At 59.6% G+C, this 18,537-nt stretch carries 17 protein-coding genes and 1 tRNA gene; 8 read left to right on the top strand and 10 right to left on the bottom strand.

Annotated features, from left to right (window positions below; genetic code table 11):
* Positions 1-20: 20 nt before the first annotated feature.
* Positions 21-929: a DUF1499 domain-containing protein gene (locus F2982_RS04940; protein WP_203429436.1), complete on the top strand. Its 909-nt coding sequence runs from the start codon at positions 21-23 to the stop codon at positions 927-929.
* Here F2982_RS04940 and F2982_RS04935 read toward each other — a convergent pair.
* The 4 genes from F2982_RS04935 to F2982_RS04920 are packed head-to-tail and all read right to left on the bottom strand — an operon-like array spanning position 926 to position 4,277.
* Positions 926-2,611 (bottom strand): SDR family oxidoreductase, encoded by a 1,686-nt coding sequence (locus F2982_RS04935; protein ID WP_203429435.1) that lies wholly within the window; start codon positions 2,609-2,611, stop codon positions 926-928. The two genes, F2982_RS04940 and F2982_RS04935, sit on opposite strands and share 4 nt — an antisense overlap.
* The gene (locus F2982_RS04930; protein ID WP_203429434.1) at positions 2,608-3,066 is read right to left on the bottom strand and encodes a DCC1-like thiol-disulfide oxidoreductase family protein; all 459 of its coding nucleotides are present in this window, start codon (positions 3,064-3,066) and stop codon (positions 2,608-2,610) included. Before F2982_RS04930 ends, F2982_RS04935 begins: the two co-directional genes overlap by 4 nt.
* Complete coding sequence (locus F2982_RS04925) at positions 3,063-3,977, bottom strand: MBL fold metallo-hydrolase (protein WP_203429433.1); 915 nt, start codon at positions 3,975-3,977, stop codon at positions 3,063-3,065. Before F2982_RS04925 ends, F2982_RS04930 begins: the two co-directional genes overlap by 4 nt.
* Positions 3,978-3,980: 3 nt before the next feature.
* Entirely contained in the window at positions 3,981-4,277 is a 297-nt protein-coding gene (locus tag F2982_RS04920) for a cupin domain-containing protein (protein WP_112714318.1), read from the bottom strand.
* A 147-nt stretch (positions 4,278-4,424) separates the two neighbouring features.
* On the opposite strand from F2982_RS04920, the gene F2982_RS04915 reads away from it, so the two are divergent.
* The 6 genes from F2982_RS04915 to F2982_RS04890 all read left to right on the top strand — a co-directional run bounded on the left by F2982_RS04915 (position 4,425) and on the right by F2982_RS04890 (position 12,153).
* A tRNA-Gln gene (locus F2982_RS04915) sits at positions 4,425-4,499 on the top strand.
* A 164-nt stretch (positions 4,500-4,663) separates the two neighbouring features.
* Positions 4,664-6,223 carry a class I SAM-dependent DNA methyltransferase gene (locus F2982_RS04910; protein ID WP_203429432.1) on the top strand — a complete coding sequence of 520 codons (1,560 nt, stop codon included), beginning with the start codon at positions 4,664-4,666 and terminating at the stop codon, positions 6,221-6,223.
* A 10-nt stretch (positions 6,224-6,233) separates the two neighbouring features.
* Positions 6,234-7,571: a restriction endonuclease subunit S gene (locus F2982_RS04905; protein ID WP_203429431.1), complete on the top strand. Its 1,338-nt coding sequence runs from the start codon at positions 6,234-6,236 to the stop codon at positions 7,569-7,571.
* A 397-nt stretch (positions 7,572-7,968) separates the two neighbouring features.
* Positions 7,969-8,400 carry a hypothetical protein gene (locus tag F2982_RS04900; protein ID WP_203429430.1) on the top strand — a complete coding sequence of 144 codons (432 nt, stop codon included), beginning with the start codon at positions 7,969-7,971 and terminating at the stop codon, positions 8,398-8,400.
* Positions 8,400-11,594, top strand: a complete 3,195-nt coding sequence (locus tag F2982_RS04895; protein ID WP_203429429.1) for a type I restriction endonuclease subunit R — start codon at positions 8,400-8,402, stop codon at positions 11,592-11,594. The genes F2982_RS04900 and F2982_RS04895 overlap by 1 nt, the downstream gene beginning before the upstream one ends.
* Positions 11,595-11,634: 40 nt before the next feature.
* The gene (locus F2982_RS04890) at positions 11,635-12,153 is read left to right on the top strand and encodes a hypothetical protein (RefSeq protein ID WP_203430132.1); all 519 of its coding nucleotides are present in this window, start codon (positions 11,635-11,637) and stop codon (positions 12,151-12,153) included.
* Between the two features lie 44 nt (positions 12,154-12,197).
* On the opposite strand, the gene F2982_RS04885 is transcribed toward F2982_RS04890, so the two are convergent.
* Positions 12,198-12,824: a recombinase family protein gene (locus F2982_RS04885; RefSeq protein WP_203429428.1), complete on the bottom strand. Its 627-nt coding sequence runs from the start codon at positions 12,822-12,824 to the stop codon at positions 12,198-12,200.
* A gap of 269 nt (positions 12,825-13,093) precedes the next feature.
* Between F2982_RS04885 and F2982_RS04880 the strand changes: the two genes are divergently transcribed.
* On the top strand, positions 13,094-13,720 hold the full coding sequence (locus tag F2982_RS04880; RefSeq protein WP_203429427.1) for an SH3 domain-containing protein: 627 nt from the start codon (positions 13,094-13,096) through the stop codon (positions 13,718-13,720).
* Positions 13,721-14,162: 442 nt separating this feature from the next.
* Here F2982_RS04880 and F2982_RS04875 read toward each other — a convergent pair whose 3' ends face one another.
* The 5 genes from F2982_RS04875 to F2982_RS04855 all read right to left on the bottom strand — a co-directional run bounded on the left by F2982_RS04875 (position 14,163) and on the right by F2982_RS04855 (position 18,355).
* The gene (locus tag F2982_RS04875) at positions 14,163-14,732 is read right to left on the bottom strand and encodes a hypothetical protein (RefSeq protein ID WP_203429426.1); all 570 of its coding nucleotides are present in this window, start codon (positions 14,730-14,732) and stop codon (positions 14,163-14,165) included.
* Entirely contained in the window at positions 14,729-15,100 is a 372-nt protein-coding gene (locus F2982_RS04870) for a hypothetical protein (protein ID WP_203429425.1), read from the bottom strand. Before F2982_RS04870 ends, F2982_RS04875 begins: the two co-directional genes overlap by 4 nt.
* Before the next feature lie 902 nt (positions 15,101-16,002).
* Positions 16,003-17,562, bottom strand: coding sequence for a site-specific integrase (locus F2982_RS04865; protein WP_203429424.1), 1,560 nt, complete (start codon positions 17,560-17,562; stop codon positions 16,003-16,005).
* Between the two features lie 148 nt (positions 17,563-17,710).
* The gene (locus F2982_RS04860; protein WP_203429423.1) at positions 17,711-18,136 is read right to left on the bottom strand and encodes a type II toxin-antitoxin system HicB family antitoxin; all 426 of its coding nucleotides are present in this window, start codon (positions 18,134-18,136) and stop codon (positions 17,711-17,713) included.
* A gap of 24 nt (positions 18,137-18,160) precedes the next feature.
* Positions 18,161-18,355, bottom strand: coding sequence for a type II toxin-antitoxin system HicA family toxin (locus F2982_RS04855; protein WP_203429422.1), 195 nt, complete (start codon positions 18,353-18,355; stop codon positions 18,161-18,163).
* Positions 18,356-18,537: the final 182 nt, after the last annotated feature.

The raw sequence follows: 18,537 nt of genomic DNA, 5'->3' as shown, positions 1-18,537 counted from the left end.
GCGTATAACCGGTAAGTTTGATGGCCATCCGTTTCGACCGCCCCGTTTCCAGTTCGGCCCGCTTCGCGCGGCGCTTCGGAGCGTTTGCGCTGGTCCTCTGGGTAGCCGTGCTCGCCGCTCACCGCTTCGGCGGCCTCGCCACGCCCTACATGGTGCTGCTCGTTCTCGTCGCCACCGGATGTGCTGCGCTCGCCGTGCTGCTGGCGCTCGTCGGCCTGAGAAGCCTCTGGCTGACAGGCGCCGAAGGCGGCCTCGACGCACTGAAGGCGATCATCTTTGCCGCAGCACCTCTGGCTTTCGGCGGCCTCGCCGTCGAGCGCTACTTCACCCTGCCTCAGATTTACGATGTCTCCACCGATCTCGTCTCGGCGCCGGAATGGCTTTCCCAGCCGCATGCCGACCAGATCTGGATGAAGCGCCCGGAAGTCACAGGCACCGACCGCGAAAAGCAGCTGGAAGCCTATCCCGAACTGACGGGCCGCCGCTACGAAGGCGCCATCGACCGTGTTCTCGAAGCGGTCAAGAAAGTCGCCCGCCAGAATGGCATCGTCATCACCAAGACCAGCGATGCCAGTGATCCCGGCCGCGATCTCGAAGACGTGCCCGCCAAGCCGCCGGCACCCGGCGCCGGTGATGCCGTGGCCGAAGCGCCCGATCAGGTGCCGGTGCCGACCCCGCGCCCCTATGACGACGATGTCGCCAAGCTGATCCGCGGCGCCAATGGCGTCACCCTGCAGGGCGAGGACAAGACCCTCATTCTCGGCCTGCGCTTCGATGTCATCATCCGCCTGCGCGAAGAGGCCGAAACCACCTTCGTCGATATCCGCGTCGCCTCGCGCTACGGCCCGCACGATCTCGGCTTCAGCGCAGCCCTTGCCGACCAGTTCCTGGAAGCGCTGGATTCCGAGCTCCTCGGCATCGCTGGCTAATCGGGCATCAGCCAGCCGGTATAGCGCACGATCAGCCCGGTCAGCGGTCCGCCGATCTCCACATGGAAGCGGAAGCGCCCGTCCGCTTCCTCCTCGAACGTATCGCCATCCGGCGCCAGAAAGCGCGGCAGCGGCAGACCGAAGACCTGCCATCCGCGGATCACCAGCCGCATCCGTCCGCCTTCGGGCACCAGCGCGATAAACACCCGGACCGGCCCAAACTGCTCTGCCAGCAGATGCGCATGCCGCCCGTTGCCCTCAAGCTGGCGGCTGAAAAACCGCCGCCCGCCGAAATCGCGCAGCCATGTCTCCCGTCCGTCTTCGACCGAGAAGGTCACGCTGACCGGAATATCCTCCGCCGCCTTGGGAAAGCCGATCACCGCGGCCACGATCGAGGCAAGCAGACCCTTGCCCCGCTCCACCCGCGCCCGGCCGGAGACGCGGTATTCGCCGCCGCTGACGGAATGCATCGCCGCGACAGCCGGCGGCAATGCAGCCCAGGCATCGCCCAGCACCCGCCGATAAAGCGGCAGATCGCGATCGCCAGCGCGATGCCGCCGTATCCCGGTCCGGATCGCCAGCGGCCGGAATGCCGCTTCGAATGCCGATAGCGGCACTTCACCGATCGCCGGCCGCGCCCCGGAGGCCGGCCGCTGGCCATCCGCAAGCGCCCGCAGCAGCGCCGCTGCGCCGGTCGCCGGAATGAAAGGCCCGTCATCGCCCTCGGCGATCAGATGCCAATCGGCTCGATAGTCCCCACCATCGAGCCCCTTGCCCTCGACCGATACGAACATGCCGCCGCGATGCTCGCCAAAGGCAAGACGGCGGCTCGCGGCATGGATGAGCCCGGCAAACGGCGAAAGCGACGGCAGCAGCCCGAAACGCACCATCCGCGCCGCCAGCCGCAGCAGCGATTGCAGCCAGCGCGGCTCCGTTCCCGCGCCGGTGAACGCCGTCTTCAGCCCCGGAAAGCGCATCGGCAGCAGCGCAAGATCCGGCGCATCCGCCAGCAGGAAATCCCGCGCCCGGAGTGGCACAGCCCCGGGCGGCGCGATCACCATCCGCCTGAAATCGACAAGGCCAACGCCATCCTGCACCCGCCCATGCTTCGTCATCGGCACCGGCTTCCCGGCATAGCTCGCAATCGCCTTGATGACATTGAGCCCGATCCCGGCGCGCGGGGAGGGCGCAATGCCCGCACTCACATCGGTCACCTCGCTGAACTCGTCTGCAAGCACCTCCGCCGCCGCAAAGGAGAGCGCCGGAAAGCTGCTGAGCCCCGACAGCACGAAGACGCCGCTTTCCTTGGCCGCCGCATCAAGGGCGCCGATCCCGGCAACGAAGGCCCGGCTGTCGGCAAGATCAAGATAAGAGATGCCGAGCGCGATCGCCGCTTCCGCCACCCGGTAGCGATCCTCCCCCATCGCCTGAAACGGGCCGGATGCATCGACGATGACCGATGGCATCAGCGCCGTCAGCTGTGGGATCAGCTCCGCATCGCGATCGAACTGCGTGCCCTCTGCCTGACCGCCGAGCTCCGCCGCAAATCCACGAGCCTTCTCCAGCGACCGGCCGCCGATGATCGGGCGAAAGCGTGGATCGTCTTTCAGCAGCCGCGCCAACCGGCTGCCGAAGGTGCCGTAACCGCCGATTATGAGCACGCGAAGCCCGCTGCTTGTCATCCCAGGAACCGGCTCCTCACCTCGGGCGTCGGCACGAAACAGCTGCTGCTGCGCCCGGCGATCCGCAGCCGGTTGCGGGCGACGAATTCGTAGAGCCGGTCGGCAAGCGCTCGCGGCAGCAGGCGGAAGACGGTGACGAGCGACCAGGGAAAGCCGAGCCCGGCAATCATCCGGATCGAGCCGTCGGATTTGAAATGCGCGATGCCCCTGTCGATGAAGATGTTGGTCTCGTAGTCGCGGCTGTCGAGCCCATAATGCCGGTAGAGCGCTTCGCCGAGCGGCGATTGCGCCGTCAGAAACCGGTAGCGCCGGGATTTATCGTGCTTCAGCGCAAATTTCACCCAGCCGGAGCAGAAGATGCATTCGCCGTCGAAGATGATCAGCGGCTGATCATCGGGAAAGGCGGGAACGCCGGCATCACTGCGAAAGCTGTAGGCATCCCTCGGCCCGCTCATTTGACCACCCAGTAATCGCCTGTCAGCGACGGCGGGCCGTTGGTCTCCACCTTGCCGCGCTCGACGAGATCCTCGATATGCGCCAGCACCGAAAGCGCCGCCGCCCCATGGAGCCGCGGATCGGTATCGCGGTAGATCGCCTTCACCATGTCGGCGATCTTCCGGTCTCCCGTCTTGATCCGCTCCAGAACCGCCCGCTCGCGCATACGCCGGTGCGTCTTCAGCGCTCTTAGAAAGGTCAGCGGGTGTTTCACCGGGCCGCCGTGGCCGGGCAACAGCAGATGGTCGCGCCGGGCAATCAGCGTGTCGAGCGAAGCCATGTAATCGGCCATCGAACCGTCCGGCGGCGCGACGATCGAGGTCGCCCAGGCCATCACGTGATCGCCGGACAACAGGATGTCGCTACCCTCGAGAGCAAAGGCCAGATGATTGGCCGCATGCCCGGGCGTCGCGATCGCCCTGAGCGCAAAGCCGTCACCTTCGATCACGTCGCCATCGGCAAGCGGGATATCCGGCACGAAACCCATGTCGGAACTCTCCGCGAAGGGATTGACCTCTCCCGCATGAAGCGGCCGCGAGGCCCGATGCGGCCCTTCGCCGGCCGTCGGCGCACCGGTCGCAGCCTTCAGCCGCGCCGCAAGCGGCGAGTGGTCGCGATGCGTATGGGTGATCAGGATATGCGAGACGCGCCGTTGGCCGAGCGTAGCCATCAGCGCCTCGAAATGCGCATCGCTTTCCGGCCCCGGATCGACCACGGCAACCGTATCGCCGGCACCGACGATATAGCTGTTGGTACCGTGAAAGGTGAACGGGCTCGGATTGTTGGCCGTCAGCCGCTGGATGCCGGGCGCAACGGCAACGGGCGTGCCGTAGGCCGGGTCGAAACTCAGGTCGAATCGCGGGCTCGGCATGATCTACTTGTATTCGATCTCGATGAAGGACATCGGCTGATCGCCGGCATTGACGACATTATGCTCGGTACCCGCCTCGCGCCGGTAGGCGGCACCCTTGGCGATATCCACCCGGCGGCTTTCCGCCCCTTCCTCGATCAGAAAGGCGCAATCCGTCATCGGCACCACGACATAGCCATAGCCATGCGTATGCACCCCGGTATCTGCCCCCGGTTCGAAATCCCAGCGGGTGATGCGCACCACGGCATCGTCAAGCAGCAGCGTCGCAAGGGCAGGCGGGCGGGCACGGTACTGGCTCATGGCAACTCCGGCAGGCATTCATATCTCGCCCGAAGACCTACCACGCCTGCCGCCCGCGCGCACAGAAATATGCTGGCCCGCCGAACTTAGTGATTGTGACGCGCCACCACCTTTGCTAATCAGGCCTCGCTTCCGCAAAAGCTCTGGTGGGGCGTCGCCAAGCGGTAAGGCACCGGTTTTTGGTACCGGCATTCCCAGGTTCGAATCCTGGCGCCCCAGCCACACTGAATTTATGCAATAAATTCAACGACTTAGGTGCCTGCGTGTGTCGCCGGCGGTACACGTCAGTGGTACACGCTGGGTGGACAACTGAGGCTTGCGCTTTGTCCTTTACACCCGCCATGCCCACATCCTATCGTCATCCCCACTGATTTGGGGGCGCAAACGTGGCGAAAGAAGTGAATGGTGACCTCAGCTTCACGGCTGAGCTTTTTAAGGCGGCGGATAAACTCCGGGGCAATCTGGAGCCGTCGGAGTACAAGCACGTCGCTCTTGGTTTGATCTTCCTGAAATACATCTCCGATGCATTCGACGGGCTCCATGCGAAGCTTGACGCAGACGAGTATGCGGACGCCGAAGACCCGGAGGAGTATCTTGCCGAAAACGTCTTCTGGGTGCCTAAGGAGGCGCGCTGGACGTTCCTGCAGGCGAACGCCAAGCGCCTGGAGATCGGCAAGCTGATCGACGAGGCGATGGAGGCGATCGAGAAGGCTCCCTCCAATGAGGGCCTGAAGGGCGTACTGCCGAAGAACTACGCCCGCCCGACGCTGAACAAGACAATGCTCGGCGAGCTGATCGACCTGTTCTCCAACATTGGCATGCATGACAGTTCGGACAAGGCCAAGGACCTGCTTGGCCGCGTTTACGAGTACTTCCTATCGGGCTTTGCCAGCTCCGAGGGCAAGCGTGGTGGCGAGTTCTTCACTCCCCGTTCTGTGGTGCGGACGCTGGTCGAGCTGCTGGAGCCCTATAAGGGACGCGTCTATGATCCTTGCTGCGGCTCGGGCGGTATGTTCGTGCAGTCAGAGAAGTTCATCGAGGAGCACGGCGGACGGCGAAACGACATCGCCATTTATGGGCAAGAGATCAATCACACCACGTGGCGCCTCGCAAAGATGAACCTCGCCGTGCAGGGTATCGATGCCGATATCCGATGGAACAACGAGGGCAGCTTCCATCGCGACGAGCTACCGGACCTGAAAGCCGATTTCATCCTCGCGAACCCGCCCTTCAACATCTCCGATTGGGGCGGCGAGCGGCTGGCGGAGGATGCCCGCTGGAAATTCGGCGTGCCACCCAAAGGCAATGCCAACTTCGGCTGGCTACAGCACATCATCCACCATCTCGCCCCTCGCGGCACGGCTGGTGTGGTGCTGGCCAACGGCTCGATGTCCTCGCAGCAGTCCGGCGAAGGCGACATCCGCAAGGCAATGATCGAGGCTGATCAGGTGGACTGCATGGTGGCGCTACCGGGCCAACTGTTCTTCTCGACGCAGATACCCGCCTGCTTGTGGATATTGGCCCGCGACAAGAGCGCGAATGGCCACCGCGACCGGCGCCGTGAAATCCTGTTCATCGATGCCCGCAAGCTTGGCTTTATGGTGGACCGTGTTCGCCGCGAGTTCACTGGGGAGGACATTGAGAAGGTCGCGGGCGCCTTTCACCGCTGGCGTTCGAAGCCAGAAATACTGGCGAAGAACGGCTGGGCGGAATATACGGACGAGCCCGGCTTCAGCAAGGCGGTCAGCTTGGAGGAGGTGCGCTCGCACGGACATGTTTTGACCCCGGGGCGCTACGTCGGAGCAGCGGATGCAGAGGACGATGGCGTTTCGTTTGCCGAGAAGTTCGAGGGATTGAGGGAGACGCTGCTGGCTCAGTTTGCTGAGGGGCGAGCGTTGGAGGAGCGGATCGAGACCGCCCTTAACGGGGTGCTTGCAAATGAGTGAGTGGCCAATCTTGAAACTGGAGGACTATCCAGTCGAGATTATAGATGGTGACCGTGGCGCGGAATACCCGAAGAAAGCCGATTTCACTCCCGCCGGCTACTGCCTTTTTCTGAATGCCGGAAACGTCACAGCCGATGGTTTCGCCTTCGATCAATGCGCTTTCATATCCGAAGAGCGTGACCGCAAGCTTCGAAAAGGTAGGCTCCTCCGCAACGACACCGTAGTCACAACGAGAGGAACCGTAGGCAATTTCGCCTTTTATGGTCCAACAGTTCAATATGCCAACGTGCGCATAAACTCAGGGATGGTGATCCTCCGGCCTGACCTAAACAAACTACTGCCACGCTTCTTCTATTTCGCAGTTCGATCTCCATCGTTTGATAAGCAGATTAAGTCGCTGACATCCGGAAGCGCGCAGCCACAACTCCCCATTCGCGACATGCGAAAGCTGCATTTGCCGCTGCCGCCCATAGAGGAGCAGCGGAGGATCGTGGAAGTGATTGGCTCCCTCGATGACAAGATCGAACTGAACCGGCGGATGAACGAAACGCTGGAGGCGATGGCGCAGGCGATCTTCCGCGATTGGTTCGTCGATTTCGGCCCCACCCGCCGCAAGCTTGAGGGCGCATCCGACCCCTTCGAGATCATGGGAGGCCTCGTCACCGATGTCGAGCGGGCGCAAGCGCTCGCCGATCTCTTCCCGATAAGGCTCGGGGACAACGGGCTGCCGGAGGGATGGAGAGAGGCAGAGGTCGCCTCGGTCGTCACCTTGCTAAAGCGTGGCATCGCGCCGTCCTACTGCGATGACGGGGTACTCGTAATCAACCAAAAATGCATTCGTGGCAAAGCGGTGAACTTCACGCTTGCCCGACGGCACGATGTGGCGAAGAGGGCGCCCAAAGAGCGAGCGCTTGAGAAAGACGACGTGCTTGTGAACTCCACGGGTGTCGGCACCCTTGGCCGAGTGGCGACCGTTCGTGGACTGAAGGAGGCTGCCACAGTTGATAGTCACGTCACGATTTGCCGGGCTGACGCGTCCAAAATCTCCAAGCTCATCCTGTCCCTGTTCATGGAGGACAAGCAGAGCCTGATTGAAACCTTGGGGCATGGCTCGACCGGCCAGACCGAATTAAACGCTGCCTCGCTTGGAGGTCTGGTGGTGACAGTCGCTCCAAAGAGCCTGCAGTCTGCGTTTGACGAGGTTGTAGGGCCTCTACGAGACCTGGTTACATGCAATTCCGACCAATCTGGCACGCTTGCAGCGACCCGCGACATCCTCCTTCCTAAGTTGATGTCTGGCGAAATCCGGCTTCAGGAAGCGGATGAAGTATTGGAGGCGGCGCAGTGACACCACAGGCGGAATTAATCAAGAAGCAAGCCGTTGCGAGATTGGACAAGGAGGCGGCGGTTCACCGGTCCAAGCACCAGAACGTCCACGCCCGCCGATACATTGTGCCGAATGCGGCGCTCGGCGGCGTCGAGGTCGTGGTCATCGTGAAAGGCAACAGCCTGCAGTTCTGGTGCGAGGCGAGAGCAATCGATGGTTCGGCGGCAAGGGCTTTGTGTGGGGAAGGACGGCCAGGAACTGAGACATACTCGGTGCCCAGTCCCAAGGGTGGAATGCAGTATGGCCGACACTCCGCCCTAAAGACCATGGACCGACTGCATCGCGGGGACGCGTGGCGTTTCGTGCCAAAGACAGTTGGAGATCTGGATGCCATCCTGGACGCAGTGAAGGGCGCAAGATGATGGCCGCCTCCAGCGCTCGCTATGGTCTGGAGAATGCGGCGCTGTCTGCCCTGGTTCGCCTCGCGGCAGAATACAATCAGCGCGCGGCAGGGAGGATCGTCCATGCCCTCCAGCGTCAGCATGCTTCTGGCGTATTTGGTGGCGACTACGATCACAAAAGCCTTTGGGATGAGCTTTGCCACGATGCCCAAAATGGTCCGCACTTTGAAGACGACGAGCCTTGGGACAGCATTCTGGCACCGCTTCTTCAGAAAGAAGTCGAGCGACTGACAGCAGCAGAGTTTGAGGTCCTTTGGCTCGCCGCAATCCCTGATGTGGACGACTTGGCCACCGCCTTCCGCGATGCCGGTGTGATCAAAGAAGAGTTTCGATCCGCGCTACTGCAGCGAGCCGGTGAGCGCAATCTTGAACGTTTCGAGGTCTGGTGATGGGCGACGTCCTCTACACGCAGTCAGCTTCCGAACACAGCAAGAGTGGCTTCAACGAAGGCCTTGTCGAAGAGGCGGTGATCGGCACCTTCCGCGATCTGGGCTACTCCTACGAGAACGCAGCGGTGGTCTCTCCCGATGGCATCGCACCCGCCCGTGAGGCCTACGGCGATGTTCTGCTGATCGAACGCCTGCGGTCGGCCGTTGCGCGGCTGAACTCGACAATCCCAGCTGAAGCTCGCGAGCAGGCGATCAGGCAATTACTGGTGACCGAGACGCCCTCGCTGGTGGAGGAAAATCGCCGCATTCACAAGCTGATTGCCGAGGGCGTCGATGTCGAATTTGGCATCGGCGATGGGGAGGTAAAAGGCGACAAGGTCTGGCTGATCGACTTCGACAACCCTGGCGACAACGACTGGCTTGTGACCAACCAGTTCACCGTCGTCGAGGGCAAGTACACCCGTCGTCCGGACGTGCTGGTCTTCGTAAATGGTCTGCCACTCGGCATCATCGAGTTGAAGAACGCTGGCAGCGAGGCTGCGACCATCGACCACGCTTTCCAGCAACTTCAGACCTACAAGGCCCAGGTGCCTTCGCTCTTCCGCACCAATGCCGTGCTGGTCGCCTCCGACGGCATGCTGGCTCGTATCGGCTCGCTAACAGCAGACGAGGAGCGCTTCATGCCCTGGCGCTCTGTGACGGGCGCGGCTGGCGACTTCACGCCGCATGGTCCCTACGAGATGGATACGCTGCTGCGGGGCGTGTTCGACAAGGAACGGTTCCTTGCGCTCATCCGCGACTTCATCGTATTCGGTGACCAGGGAGCAGGCGCCTTTAAGATCATCGGCGGGTATCACCAGTTCCACGGTGCCCGTAAAGCGATTGCCAGCGCCATCGAGGCGGCAAAGCCGGACGGCAACCGCAAGATCGGCGTGATCTGGCATACCCAAGGCTCTGGCAAGAGCTTCCTGATGGCGTTTCTCGGAGGCTTGATCGTCCGCTCGCGGGAACTGGAGAACCCCACGCTGATCGTGTTGACTGACCGCAACGACCTTGACGATCAGCTCTTCGGCACCTTCAGCCTTTGCAAGGATTTGATCCGCCAGACGCCCGAGCAGGCCAATAGCCGGGACGATCTACGGCGACTGTTGAACCGGGCATCAGGTGGGGTGATCTTCACCACCGTTCAGAAGTTCACGCCCGAGGCGGGTGAGGAACGCTTCCCGATGCTGACGGACCGGCGCAACGTAATCGTCATGGCGGACGAGGCTCACCGTAGCCAGTACGGGTTCGACGCAAAGCTGGACAAGGAAACTGGCAAGCGCCGTTATGGCTACGCCCACTACATCCGCGAGGCTCTCCCAAATGCCTCCTTCATCGGCTTCACGGGAACGCCGATCGAGGCAGACGACGTTAACACGCCGGCTATCTTCGGAGAGTACATCGACATCTACGACATCAGCCGGGCAGTCGAGGACAAGGCGACGGTCCCGATCTACTACGAGAGCCGGCTGGCCCGCATCGAGCTGAACGAAGACGAGAAGCCGAAGATCGATGCCGAGATCGAGGCGATGCTCGAAGACGACGCTTTGAGCGAGCAGGAGAAGCAGAAGGCCAAGTGGACGACCGTAGAGCGGCTGGTGGGCTCGAAGAAGCGCCTCTCCCAGGTTGCGGCCGATCTCGTCTCGCACCTTGAGAAACGCGTTGAAGGCTTGCCGGGCAAAGCAATGGCGGTTTGCATGAGCCGCCGCATTTGTGTCGACCTCTACAATGAGATCGTTGCGCTTCGGCCCGATTGGCATTCGGACGATGACGACAAAGGCGCGATCAAGATCGTGATGACCGGCTCGGCTTCCGACCCGCTGGAGTGGCAGCCGCACATCGGCAACAAAAAGCGGCGCGACGATCTCGCCAAGCGAGCGCGCAAGCTCGACGATCCGTTGAAGCTTGTGATCGTGCGCGACATGTGGCTGACCGGCTTCGACGCGCCCTGTATGCACACCATGTATGTCGACAAGCCCATGCACGGCCACGGTCTGATGCAGGCGATCGCCCGCGTCAACCGCGTCTTTAAGGACAAGCCGGGTGGGCTGATCGTAGACTATATCGGCATTGCCCAGAACCTGAAGAAGGCTTTGGCACAGTACTCCCAGTCCGACCGAGATAAGACCGGCATCGATGAGGAGGAAGCCGTTGCCGTCCTTCTGGAGAAGTACGAGATCGTGCGCGCGATGTTCAATGGTCACGACTACAGCCTCGGCATATCTGGCGCCCCGCAGCAGCGCTTGAAGGCTTTGGCTGATGGCATCGACTGGATACTGAAGTGGCAGCACAAGGAAGCCACCAAGGTCGAGGGCATCGAGGCCAAGAAGAAGGCACATCGTCGCTATCAGGATGCAGTGTTGGAATTGAGCAAGGCCTATGCGCTCGCCTCGGCAAGCGATGCCGCAGCAGAAATCCGCGACGAGGTAGGCTTCTTCCAGGCCGTACGCGCTGCGCTCGTGAAGACGACCGCAACCGGCAAGATGTCGGACAAGGCCAAGTCGCTCGCTGTCGAGCAGTTGCTTAATCAGGCTGTCGCCAATGCCGAGATCATCGACATCCTCAAAGCTGCCGGGCTGCAGTCACCGGACATCTCCGTTTTGTCAGATGAGTTCCTTGCCGACGTGCAGCGTATGGCGAAGAAGAACCTCGCGCTGGAGGCGTTGAGGAAGCTACTGAATGGCGAGATTAAGAGCCGCTCACAAACCAACGTGGTCCAGTCCAAGGCATTCTCCAAGCGGCTGGAGGAGGCGGTTACCCGCTACCATGCCAACGCGATCTCCACCGTCGAGATGATCCAAGAGCTGATAGCGCTCGCCAAGGAGATGCAGGCCGCAGCCGCACGGGGAGAAGAGTTGGGCCTCTCGCAGGAGGAGATTGCCTTCTACGATGCCCTCGCGGCCAATGACAGCGCTGTTCAGGCTATGGGCAGCGACCAGCTTCGAGTGATCGCCCATGAGCTTGTTGAGCAAATGCGCAAGTCTGTAACCGTCGACTGGCAGCATAGGGCAGCCGCTCGGGCGAAGATGCGGGTGCTGGTGAAACGCATCCTCAAGAAGTTCGGATATCCGCCTGATCTGGAGCAGGATGCCGTTCAAACCGTGTTGGCCCAGGCGGAGTTGTTGTTACGAGAGGTTGCTAGCGCACATTAATCGATGCGCAGTGTAACGGTTGAAGCTCGAGGAGGGGAAGATGAATGTGAGCCAATGGCTTCTCACGCGTGCGCATGGCTACGGCGACCTGGAAGCAAGTGAGGTTCGAGCGATCGAGGAGTTTTCGGTCGTATGGACTTACTTCGAAAACGTAGTTTGCGGGAAAGATGCAAACGTCGCCTCTATTAGAGCGGCAGTAGAGAAGTTGAGGGAGAGCAAGAACGGCATCGATGTAAAGGCCTTTCAAACGGCGCTAAAACATTTCAGCGAGCGATACTTTCCAAATGGCCACCAAGATGGGCGATTTGATGGTCTAAAATGGCGCAAGGGAGGCGAGGTTGCTGCGAAGGAAAAGGCCTCTGAAGTGCTGACAGGCAAGGCCACCTCGCCGAGTGACCAACTCGAAGCGTTACTTTTCATAACGTATCGACTTCGCAACAACCTTTTTCATGGAGAAAAATGGGCATATGGCCTCAAGGATCAAATGGCTAACTTCAGTAGCGCTACTCACACCCTGATCAACATGGTCGACCAGTTCGAGGCCGCCGGCCTTCGCTAGGCACGAAAACACATAATCGGGGCCACGGAGCACCGTCGATGCAATTACGGCAAGGTCGACGCAGCAACGCGTTTCGACAATCTTGATAGCGTCGAACGGGAGCATCCGGTGGCTTTCACAATGCTGTTCCAGCTCTGCTTGTTTGCGAGCATCTTCATGATGGCTTCGTTTCGTTCGGCGTCCTCAGGCCGTCCCTTGTAGATACCTTCAGTCTTCGCCTTGGCGATACCTTGCGCCTGTCGTCTTCTACGATCCTCATAGTCCTTGCGGGCGATCGCTGCGAGCATGTCCAACATCATCCCGTTGATGGCGTCCAGCATGCGGCTCTGGATATCGTCCTTGTCGGCCGTGGCCATCATCCACGATGTAGGAAGGTCCAAGGCCACCACCTTCACCCTTCGCTGTTGTATCTGAGCCTTCAGTCTCTCCCAGTCGGCAGCGTTCAACCGACTTAAGCGGTCGACCTGCTCCACCAGGAGAATATCACCGGGATGGCAGTCTGAGAGCAGCCGGAACAGTTCAGGACGGGCCAAGGTCGCGCCACTCTCGTTCTCCACATAGGAGGCGGCGATCTTCAGGTCACGCTCGGAGGCGAAGCGGAACAGGTCGTCCCTTGCGCGGCTGGCGTCTTGGTCCTTGGTGCTGGCTCGGAGATACGCGCGGACATGCATGGAAAACCACCTCAGTTCGTTATGGGTGGTTCTCATATCTTTGGTTCGATATGATTTGTCAATCGGTATTTATCGAACCAGTTCGGCAATGGTTCTCGTGAGGTGTACTTAAATCACACCACTGGATGCGCTGGGGATAAGCAATGTGCAACATGGCGCTCAATGCAATCATATGAATACGTTAAGGCGGGCGACAGGTGCAGACTGCACCCGCATTTACGGCGCGTGGGGATACGATGATACATAGATGTTGCGCTATGCTTACCTGCATGGTGGTTTTCATTCCGTGTGATATGCGGGCTGAGGAGATGAAGCTCGGTGTAGTGGTGACGCAAAAGCTTAACATGCGTGCACAGCCGAACACACAGGGCGCCGTGGTCGCAGAGCTACCGCTGGGCATGAAGATTGCGATCCTCAGTGGACACGTTGGCGATTGGAGAGAGATCGGTGCCGTCATCGATAATGCAACGAAGACGGGTTGGGTGCGGGAGAAGTTCATTGCGGAGGTGTCTCGTACCCCGCCCAACTCACCCCCAGAGGCAGGGCCTAAAGCGCCTCGTTACACCTCGCCTTTCTCGATAAGCAACTCAGATCTCGACTGCAAAGAGGATTACATCAGTGGCGGCTATAGTAGTTGTGATTATACGGTCACGGTTGAGTATAACGGAGACAGAGATGTCGAAGGGACGTTCAGTGTTAGCTGCGATGTCGAAGCTCGAATGGAGCACAGAGACGACCTATTGCCCAGCCGCAGGAGTTTTCAGGGATATTCAACGCTGTACGTCAGCTCTGGATACGGCAGCACCACGGTGGATGTGACGTTAAGGCCCGGGTTCTCATTGGAGCCGCTTCTACGAGTAAAGGTGACCGATACACAATGCAGGTATGACCGTTAGGCTCTGCCTGCGGCCCGGAGAGGGGCACGGGGGGAACTGGCGGGTTCTTTGTATCTGATTGGGGTTTCGAAATTTCACGCTCACCATTTCGGGATGGTCGATAATGACCCCGCCCCCTCACAGGCAACCTCTGGATAACTGACGGTTCCGCATGGAACGCATTGGAAGGTTGCCCACAAGGGGTAAGGCGGGACCGCTATTTGCGTTTACGCGGCGGTGGCCGTTTAGAGGCGTCAGCGATCACGAAGGCTGAGACACCGGCCAAACGCCCGATGTCCATTTACGCCGACATGCCATTAGCGGGAATGGCTATCGGGTGGTGGTCAATGCCGGGGTCGGGGAGACCGGTGGCGATCAGGTTCAATGGTCATTTTTCGTGGTGTTGTACCCTTCCGTATAGGCCCAGGCGAGACAAGTACTACACCCTGTCTCCAAGACCGGATCATCGAAACGACGCTTTCAGGGCCTTGGCCCTCTGCAACTGCTCAGACCGGACCGACAGGAACCGGCTCACCAACTGCTGAGAGACATCAAGAATGCTGCTCATCTGCTCCTGCGTGAGGTCGGGGAAGATATCAGCCAACCAGGATACCTCCATCTGGACAGTCATTTCCTTGCGACCATAAGCAGCTTGGAAGCCATCGAGAGCAGCCTTGGCCTCGGCCACTGGTCCGCTGAACGTCTCTCGCTCAATGGCGGTGACAGCGCCTTGCCAGCGTTCCTTGATCCATTGGACCGCATCAGGCCCAATCACATCGAAGGGGAACTTGTCCGTCTTGCGGTGGAGGCGTTTGCCCCAGCCGCGTTGAACGACCCAATCAGCAATGCGGTGGCGACTGTCACGGCCAACTCCCTCGATTTGCAGGAAGTCCAGATGACGGAGAACTGTCGTCGCCCGTCTTCGACCGAAACCGAGGAACCTTGCGAGTTCGGCGATGGTGATCCAATCGCCTTTGTCGACCGAGACCAGTTCGCCGGTCTTCCTGTCTAATATCTCCTCGACGTAGTTCATATCGCTGCTTCTGTCGCAAAGACGGAAGAATGGAACGGCTGATAAGGCACAATACGGGGGCTTTGCGTGGCACTCTCAGCGACTGTCAGTTTCGCCGCCTTGCTGATGTCCGGGATGATCATGCGGGGAAATGCCCGCTCATCGTCCCAGACCTCAAGCCGGCCCGAGAGACCGAGAGCGATCAGACGGCGGCAAGCATCGGCGGTAGGGTTGCGGGTCTTGGCGATGAGGGTCTTTGCTTCGAGGGAGACCGAGTAATTTTGCCCGCGCTTGTCGAGGTGGACGGGCTTGATGACGATTTTCGTGGTCGATGTAGCTGAAGGCATAGCTTCGCCATCCGCCCGACCGGGGGAAGTTTCGTGGTGCATGGATTTCTCTAATGGCTGTGCTGGTGACGATCTTGGCGGGGTGGCAACTTAGACCGGCCCTCTCGTCAGCAGGACCACGAGGCTAAGCCAAGCAGTTGCGATAAGAGGACCGAGGGTCACCACACCCATGAGAACGGGCCAGCCATGACGATGATGGCCGACCACCGCACTCTCAAGTGTCGAGCGTCCGTCGAAAGGACTGTGCGGGATTGGATGGTCTTCTCGGCGTTCCCGGAAAGGATACCTCAGGGAGACGCGAGGGAAACCATAAGTGCACTAGGGTTTGTTTCATGAATATCACACCCATGAAGAACAAATAGAGATGATCCTGATTTCATCAGTCATCCTCTATTCCAGTTCATTCTCGATATTGGTCTTCTCCCTTCTTCTTAAGTGAGGGGTAATCAGGGGTTGCTCCAATCCCATATAATACAACCGTATTCTTTCTCCCTAATTACGTGGTAATTCGAGAGTACGATTTTCTGGTCATCACAGTGGAGGTATTTCCGAAGGGGTGGTCTGAGGTGTCAGTGACAGCATGAACGGCAACACAGCCTTGGTCTGGACGAAGAAGTCGGAGACGCTTCCCCTTGCTGCTATTGCATGCAGTAAGGTACCGATGAAAAAACCGCGACGGTTCCCCCTGCTGCCGAAATTCCAGCTGCAAGGCCTCGATCTCAATGGACCGAAAACAGCACGAAGGCGGGAACTATGGTACGGAAATCTCGGGGCCAGAAACCTGCCAATCTTCGCAGTGGAGACGCTGTCAGGCGTCCTATATCGTTCAGACATGCAGAGGCCTAAAATGGCCGACACCTCTTAACGGGAAATGGCCCCTTGTGTCGATGCGGCCGTGAAGGCCTATCGAAGAGCCTTAAGAAGCGACCTTTGCGCATGTTCTTTCATGCAGCCGCCGCAGAGGCCTGTTCAATCTCAGGGTATCTGATCGCCTCGACAACGTGCTGAAGAGCGTGAATATCGAGACCATCGGGATTGTAGGTGCCAAATGTGATCCCCTCCCGATCATGGCCGACAACCTGCGCCACTTCCGTTTGTGGAAGTCTTGCCCGTTCAAGCACCTTAATGGCGCTACGGCGAAATGAGTGGAAGTCAACGCGATCTTTGCCAGTTCGCTCGTCAGGTCGGGTGATTTTCAGTGCCCGTCGGCGCTCCGTGAAGCGTTTCGAGATGTACCATGATCGCTTACCGTCGGGACCACCGGGCTTCAATGCGGGGAACAGCCACTCGCTCTTATGATGGCGCATGAAGTCGAGCAGGCCAGCAGCAATGAGGCGAGAGTGGAGAGGCACTTTGCGGTCACCCGCCTCTGACTTGGCGTTGGTAATGTTGAAATACCACACTCCGTCCTCCTGTTTTATATCGACGACCTTGCGATCGCACATTTCGTTCAAGCGCATCCCGCTGTATGCGGAGATCAGGCATAGCCACGCCAGTGTGTTGGAGTTGTCCTGCGTTGCTGGGCGAACTTCCGGTCGTGTGGCTAGAAGCTTCCTCATCTCTTCGACGGTGAAGGGGAGCTTTTTGGTTTTCCGCTTCTCACCGATCTTGCGGTACTGATCCTCCCACGGGTTTTCGCTAGTCAACAGACCCCGTCGCTTGGCCCACTGCCACACCATGGAAAGGGCCGTGGCGTATCGGTTGATCGTCCTGTTGCTAAGTCCGATTTCGTGGTTGCCGAAATCCTTAACAATCTCGCTGAATGTCCGCTGCTTCGTCTGCGGGCTTCGACCCCAGTGAGGGTCAAGGGTGGCAATCTTGTCGAGAAACTCCGCCGCCTGTTTACGGTCAACCTCATCCAGGCTTGGCTTGCCCGCCCACTGGTCGAACAGACGATACACGGCTTCGTACTGACCGCGTGTTTGCTCTGTGAGCTTCGCAGAGCTGTCGCGTTGGATTTCCTCGATGTAGCGACGGGCCGCGTCGGCGAAGGCTTCCCCGGTCTTTCGCTTCTTCAAAGTGACTGGCTGGAGGGTTTCCATGTCGATGCCGTTGCGTCCGAAGGCGCGTGGCAGGGTGAAGGTTCTCCCGTCCATGACAGCTCTGCGTCCCGCTGCCGCTGCAATGCGTGCCGAAACGAGGGCATGGTCCAGATCGTTGAGCTTCCCGCTCTCCAGCTTCTCGGCTTCAAGCTCGGCGAAGATATCGACGTTCTCCTCGCTTTCGTTGTGCTCTGCCAGCATCTTCAGCGTGGCTTCGTATTCCTCCTGTGCCTTGTCCTCGATTTCTGTAGGTGTCCACGTGCGCTTGCCACGGAGGACTTCAAACTGTGCGGTACACTCCGCAACCAGTGGCCAGCGATCTTTCTGCGCTTGCGTCAGATCTCGGGTGCGCAGCGATTGCACGATGTCTGACTTGCCTATTTTGTCGACCAAATCGGCAGGAACCTTCATCGCGAAGTACCAGCCCTGCCGCCGCTGTTTCAGGTATCGAGTATCGGCCATTTGCTCCCCGGTAGTACACGCAAGTAGTACACGTTGGTAGCTCACGGCAGCGGCATAAGTCAATAATTACAATAATTTCTGGATGTTATCCATCAATCAGTGGGGCTCCTGGCGCCCCAGCCATTGTTTTGGGTTCTACTTGTCTTCCCTACGCCGCTTGCAGCACGGAAATGACAATCGTCTTGCCCAGTACCTGCATTGCATCCTGCAGCTGGCTGAGCTTGGAAGGGTGGTCCGGGTCGAGGATGCGGCGGGCTTCGTTTTCGCTCTTGTTCAGCCGCCGCGCCAGCTCCCGTTTCGAAATTCCGGCCTCGCGGAACGCCTCGATGACCGCGAGCTTGATTGCCTCCTCCGCATCGACGGCCACTGCCACACCATCAACGGCCAAAGGTTCCGGCGTCGCTCGCCCTTCCTGAACGATACCCCGCAGTGCCAGGCCGAGCGCTTCCCTTGCATTGCTCAGCGCCTCGGAAAGCGTTTCGCCATGGGTGATCGCTTCCGGCACGTCGGCAAAGGTCACAAGCATTCCGCCGTCGGGATCGGTTTCGAGATTTGCCATGTAGACATATCGCATCGTGCTCTCTCCGTGCCTCAGCGTTCAATCGACGCCAAGCTGCTTTCTGATCAGCCGGACATAGCCGGGCGTAAGCTCGCCCGACTTTATCGTCGTGAAACGGTCTCCGAACGTGACGCGATAATGCGATCCCTTGCCCCGGTCTTCATAGACGTCGAACTGCTTGCCCCTTTCCTTGGCGAGCTTTCGAAGGTCACGCAGAAGCTGCTCGCGTTTCATTCGCCCTCTTAAATGCGCACATTTTTGTGCGCAACGCAAGTTTATATCGATAATGCGTGCATGGCTCGCCGGGGCTTCGAGCGAAGGGATTATCGGTCGATTTCGTGTGTTCGGTCACCAGCAGTTTTGAGGGGCACAAACGAAAACAGGCGGCCTCTCGGCCGCCTGCATCAAACCCGATC

Source organism: Rhizobium sp. BG4 (assembly GCF_016864575.1).
Taxonomy (GTDB): domain Bacteria; phylum Pseudomonadota; class Alphaproteobacteria; order Rhizobiales; family Rhizobiaceae; genus Rhizobium.
The sequence above is the reverse complement of the archived record's forward strand: the minus strand, read 5'-3'. Positions and strand labels throughout refer to the sequence as shown.

Bases quoted from the DNA above. Each gene is read 5' to 3' on its own strand.
- F2982_RS04940 (WP_203429436.1), top strand. From the start codon at position 21: ATGGCCATCCGTTTCGACCGCCCCGTTTCCAGTTCGGCCCGCTTCGCG.
- F2982_RS04935 (WP_203429435.1), bottom strand. From the start codon at position 2,611: ATGACAAGCAGCGGGCTTCGCGTGCTCATAATCGGCGGTTACGGCACC.
- F2982_RS04930 (WP_203429434.1), bottom strand. From the start codon at position 3,066: ATGAGCGGGCCGAGGGATGCCTACAGCTTTCGCAGTGATGCCGGCGTT.
- F2982_RS04925 (WP_203429433.1), bottom strand. From the start codon at position 3,977: ATGCCGAGCCCGCGATTCGACCTGAGTTTCGACCCGGCCTACGGCACG.
- F2982_RS04920 (WP_112714318.1), bottom strand. From the start codon at position 4,277: ATGAGCCAGTACCGTGCCCGCCCGCCTGCCCTTGCGACGCTGCTGCTT.
- F2982_RS04900 (WP_203429430.1), top strand. From the start codon at position 7,969: ATGATGGCCGCCTCCAGCGCTCGCTATGGTCTGGAGAATGCGGCGCTG.
- F2982_RS04895 (WP_203429429.1), top strand. From the start codon at position 8,400: ATGGGCGACGTCCTCTACACGCAGTCAGCTTCCGAACACAGCAAGAGT.
- F2982_RS04890 (WP_203430132.1), top strand. From the start codon at position 11,635: ATGAATGTGAGCCAATGGCTTCTCACGCGTGCGCATGGCTACGGCGAC.
- F2982_RS04885 (WP_203429428.1), bottom strand. From the start codon at position 12,824: ATGCATGTCCGCGCGTATCTCCGAGCCAGCACCAAGGACCAAGACGCC.
- F2982_RS04880 (WP_203429427.1), top strand. From the start codon at position 13,094: ATGGTGGTTTTCATTCCGTGTGATATGCGGGCTGAGGAGATGAAGCTC.
- F2982_RS04875 (WP_203429426.1), bottom strand. From the start codon at position 14,732: ATGAACTACGTCGAGGAGATATTAGACAGGAAGACCGGCGAACTGGTC.
- F2982_RS04870 (WP_203429425.1), bottom strand. From the start codon at position 15,100: ATGCACCACGAAACTTCCCCCGGTCGGGCGGATGGCGAAGCTATGCCT.
- F2982_RS04865 (WP_203429424.1), bottom strand. From the start codon at position 17,562: ATGGCCGATACTCGATACCTGAAACAGCGGCGGCAGGGCTGGTACTTC.
- F2982_RS04860 (WP_203429423.1), bottom strand. From the start codon at position 18,136: ATGCGATATGTCTACATGGCAAATCTCGAAACCGATCCCGACGGCGGA.
- F2982_RS04855 (WP_203429422.1), bottom strand. From the start codon at position 18,355: ATGAAACGCGAGCAGCTTCTGCGTGACCTTCGAAAGCTCGCCAAGGAA.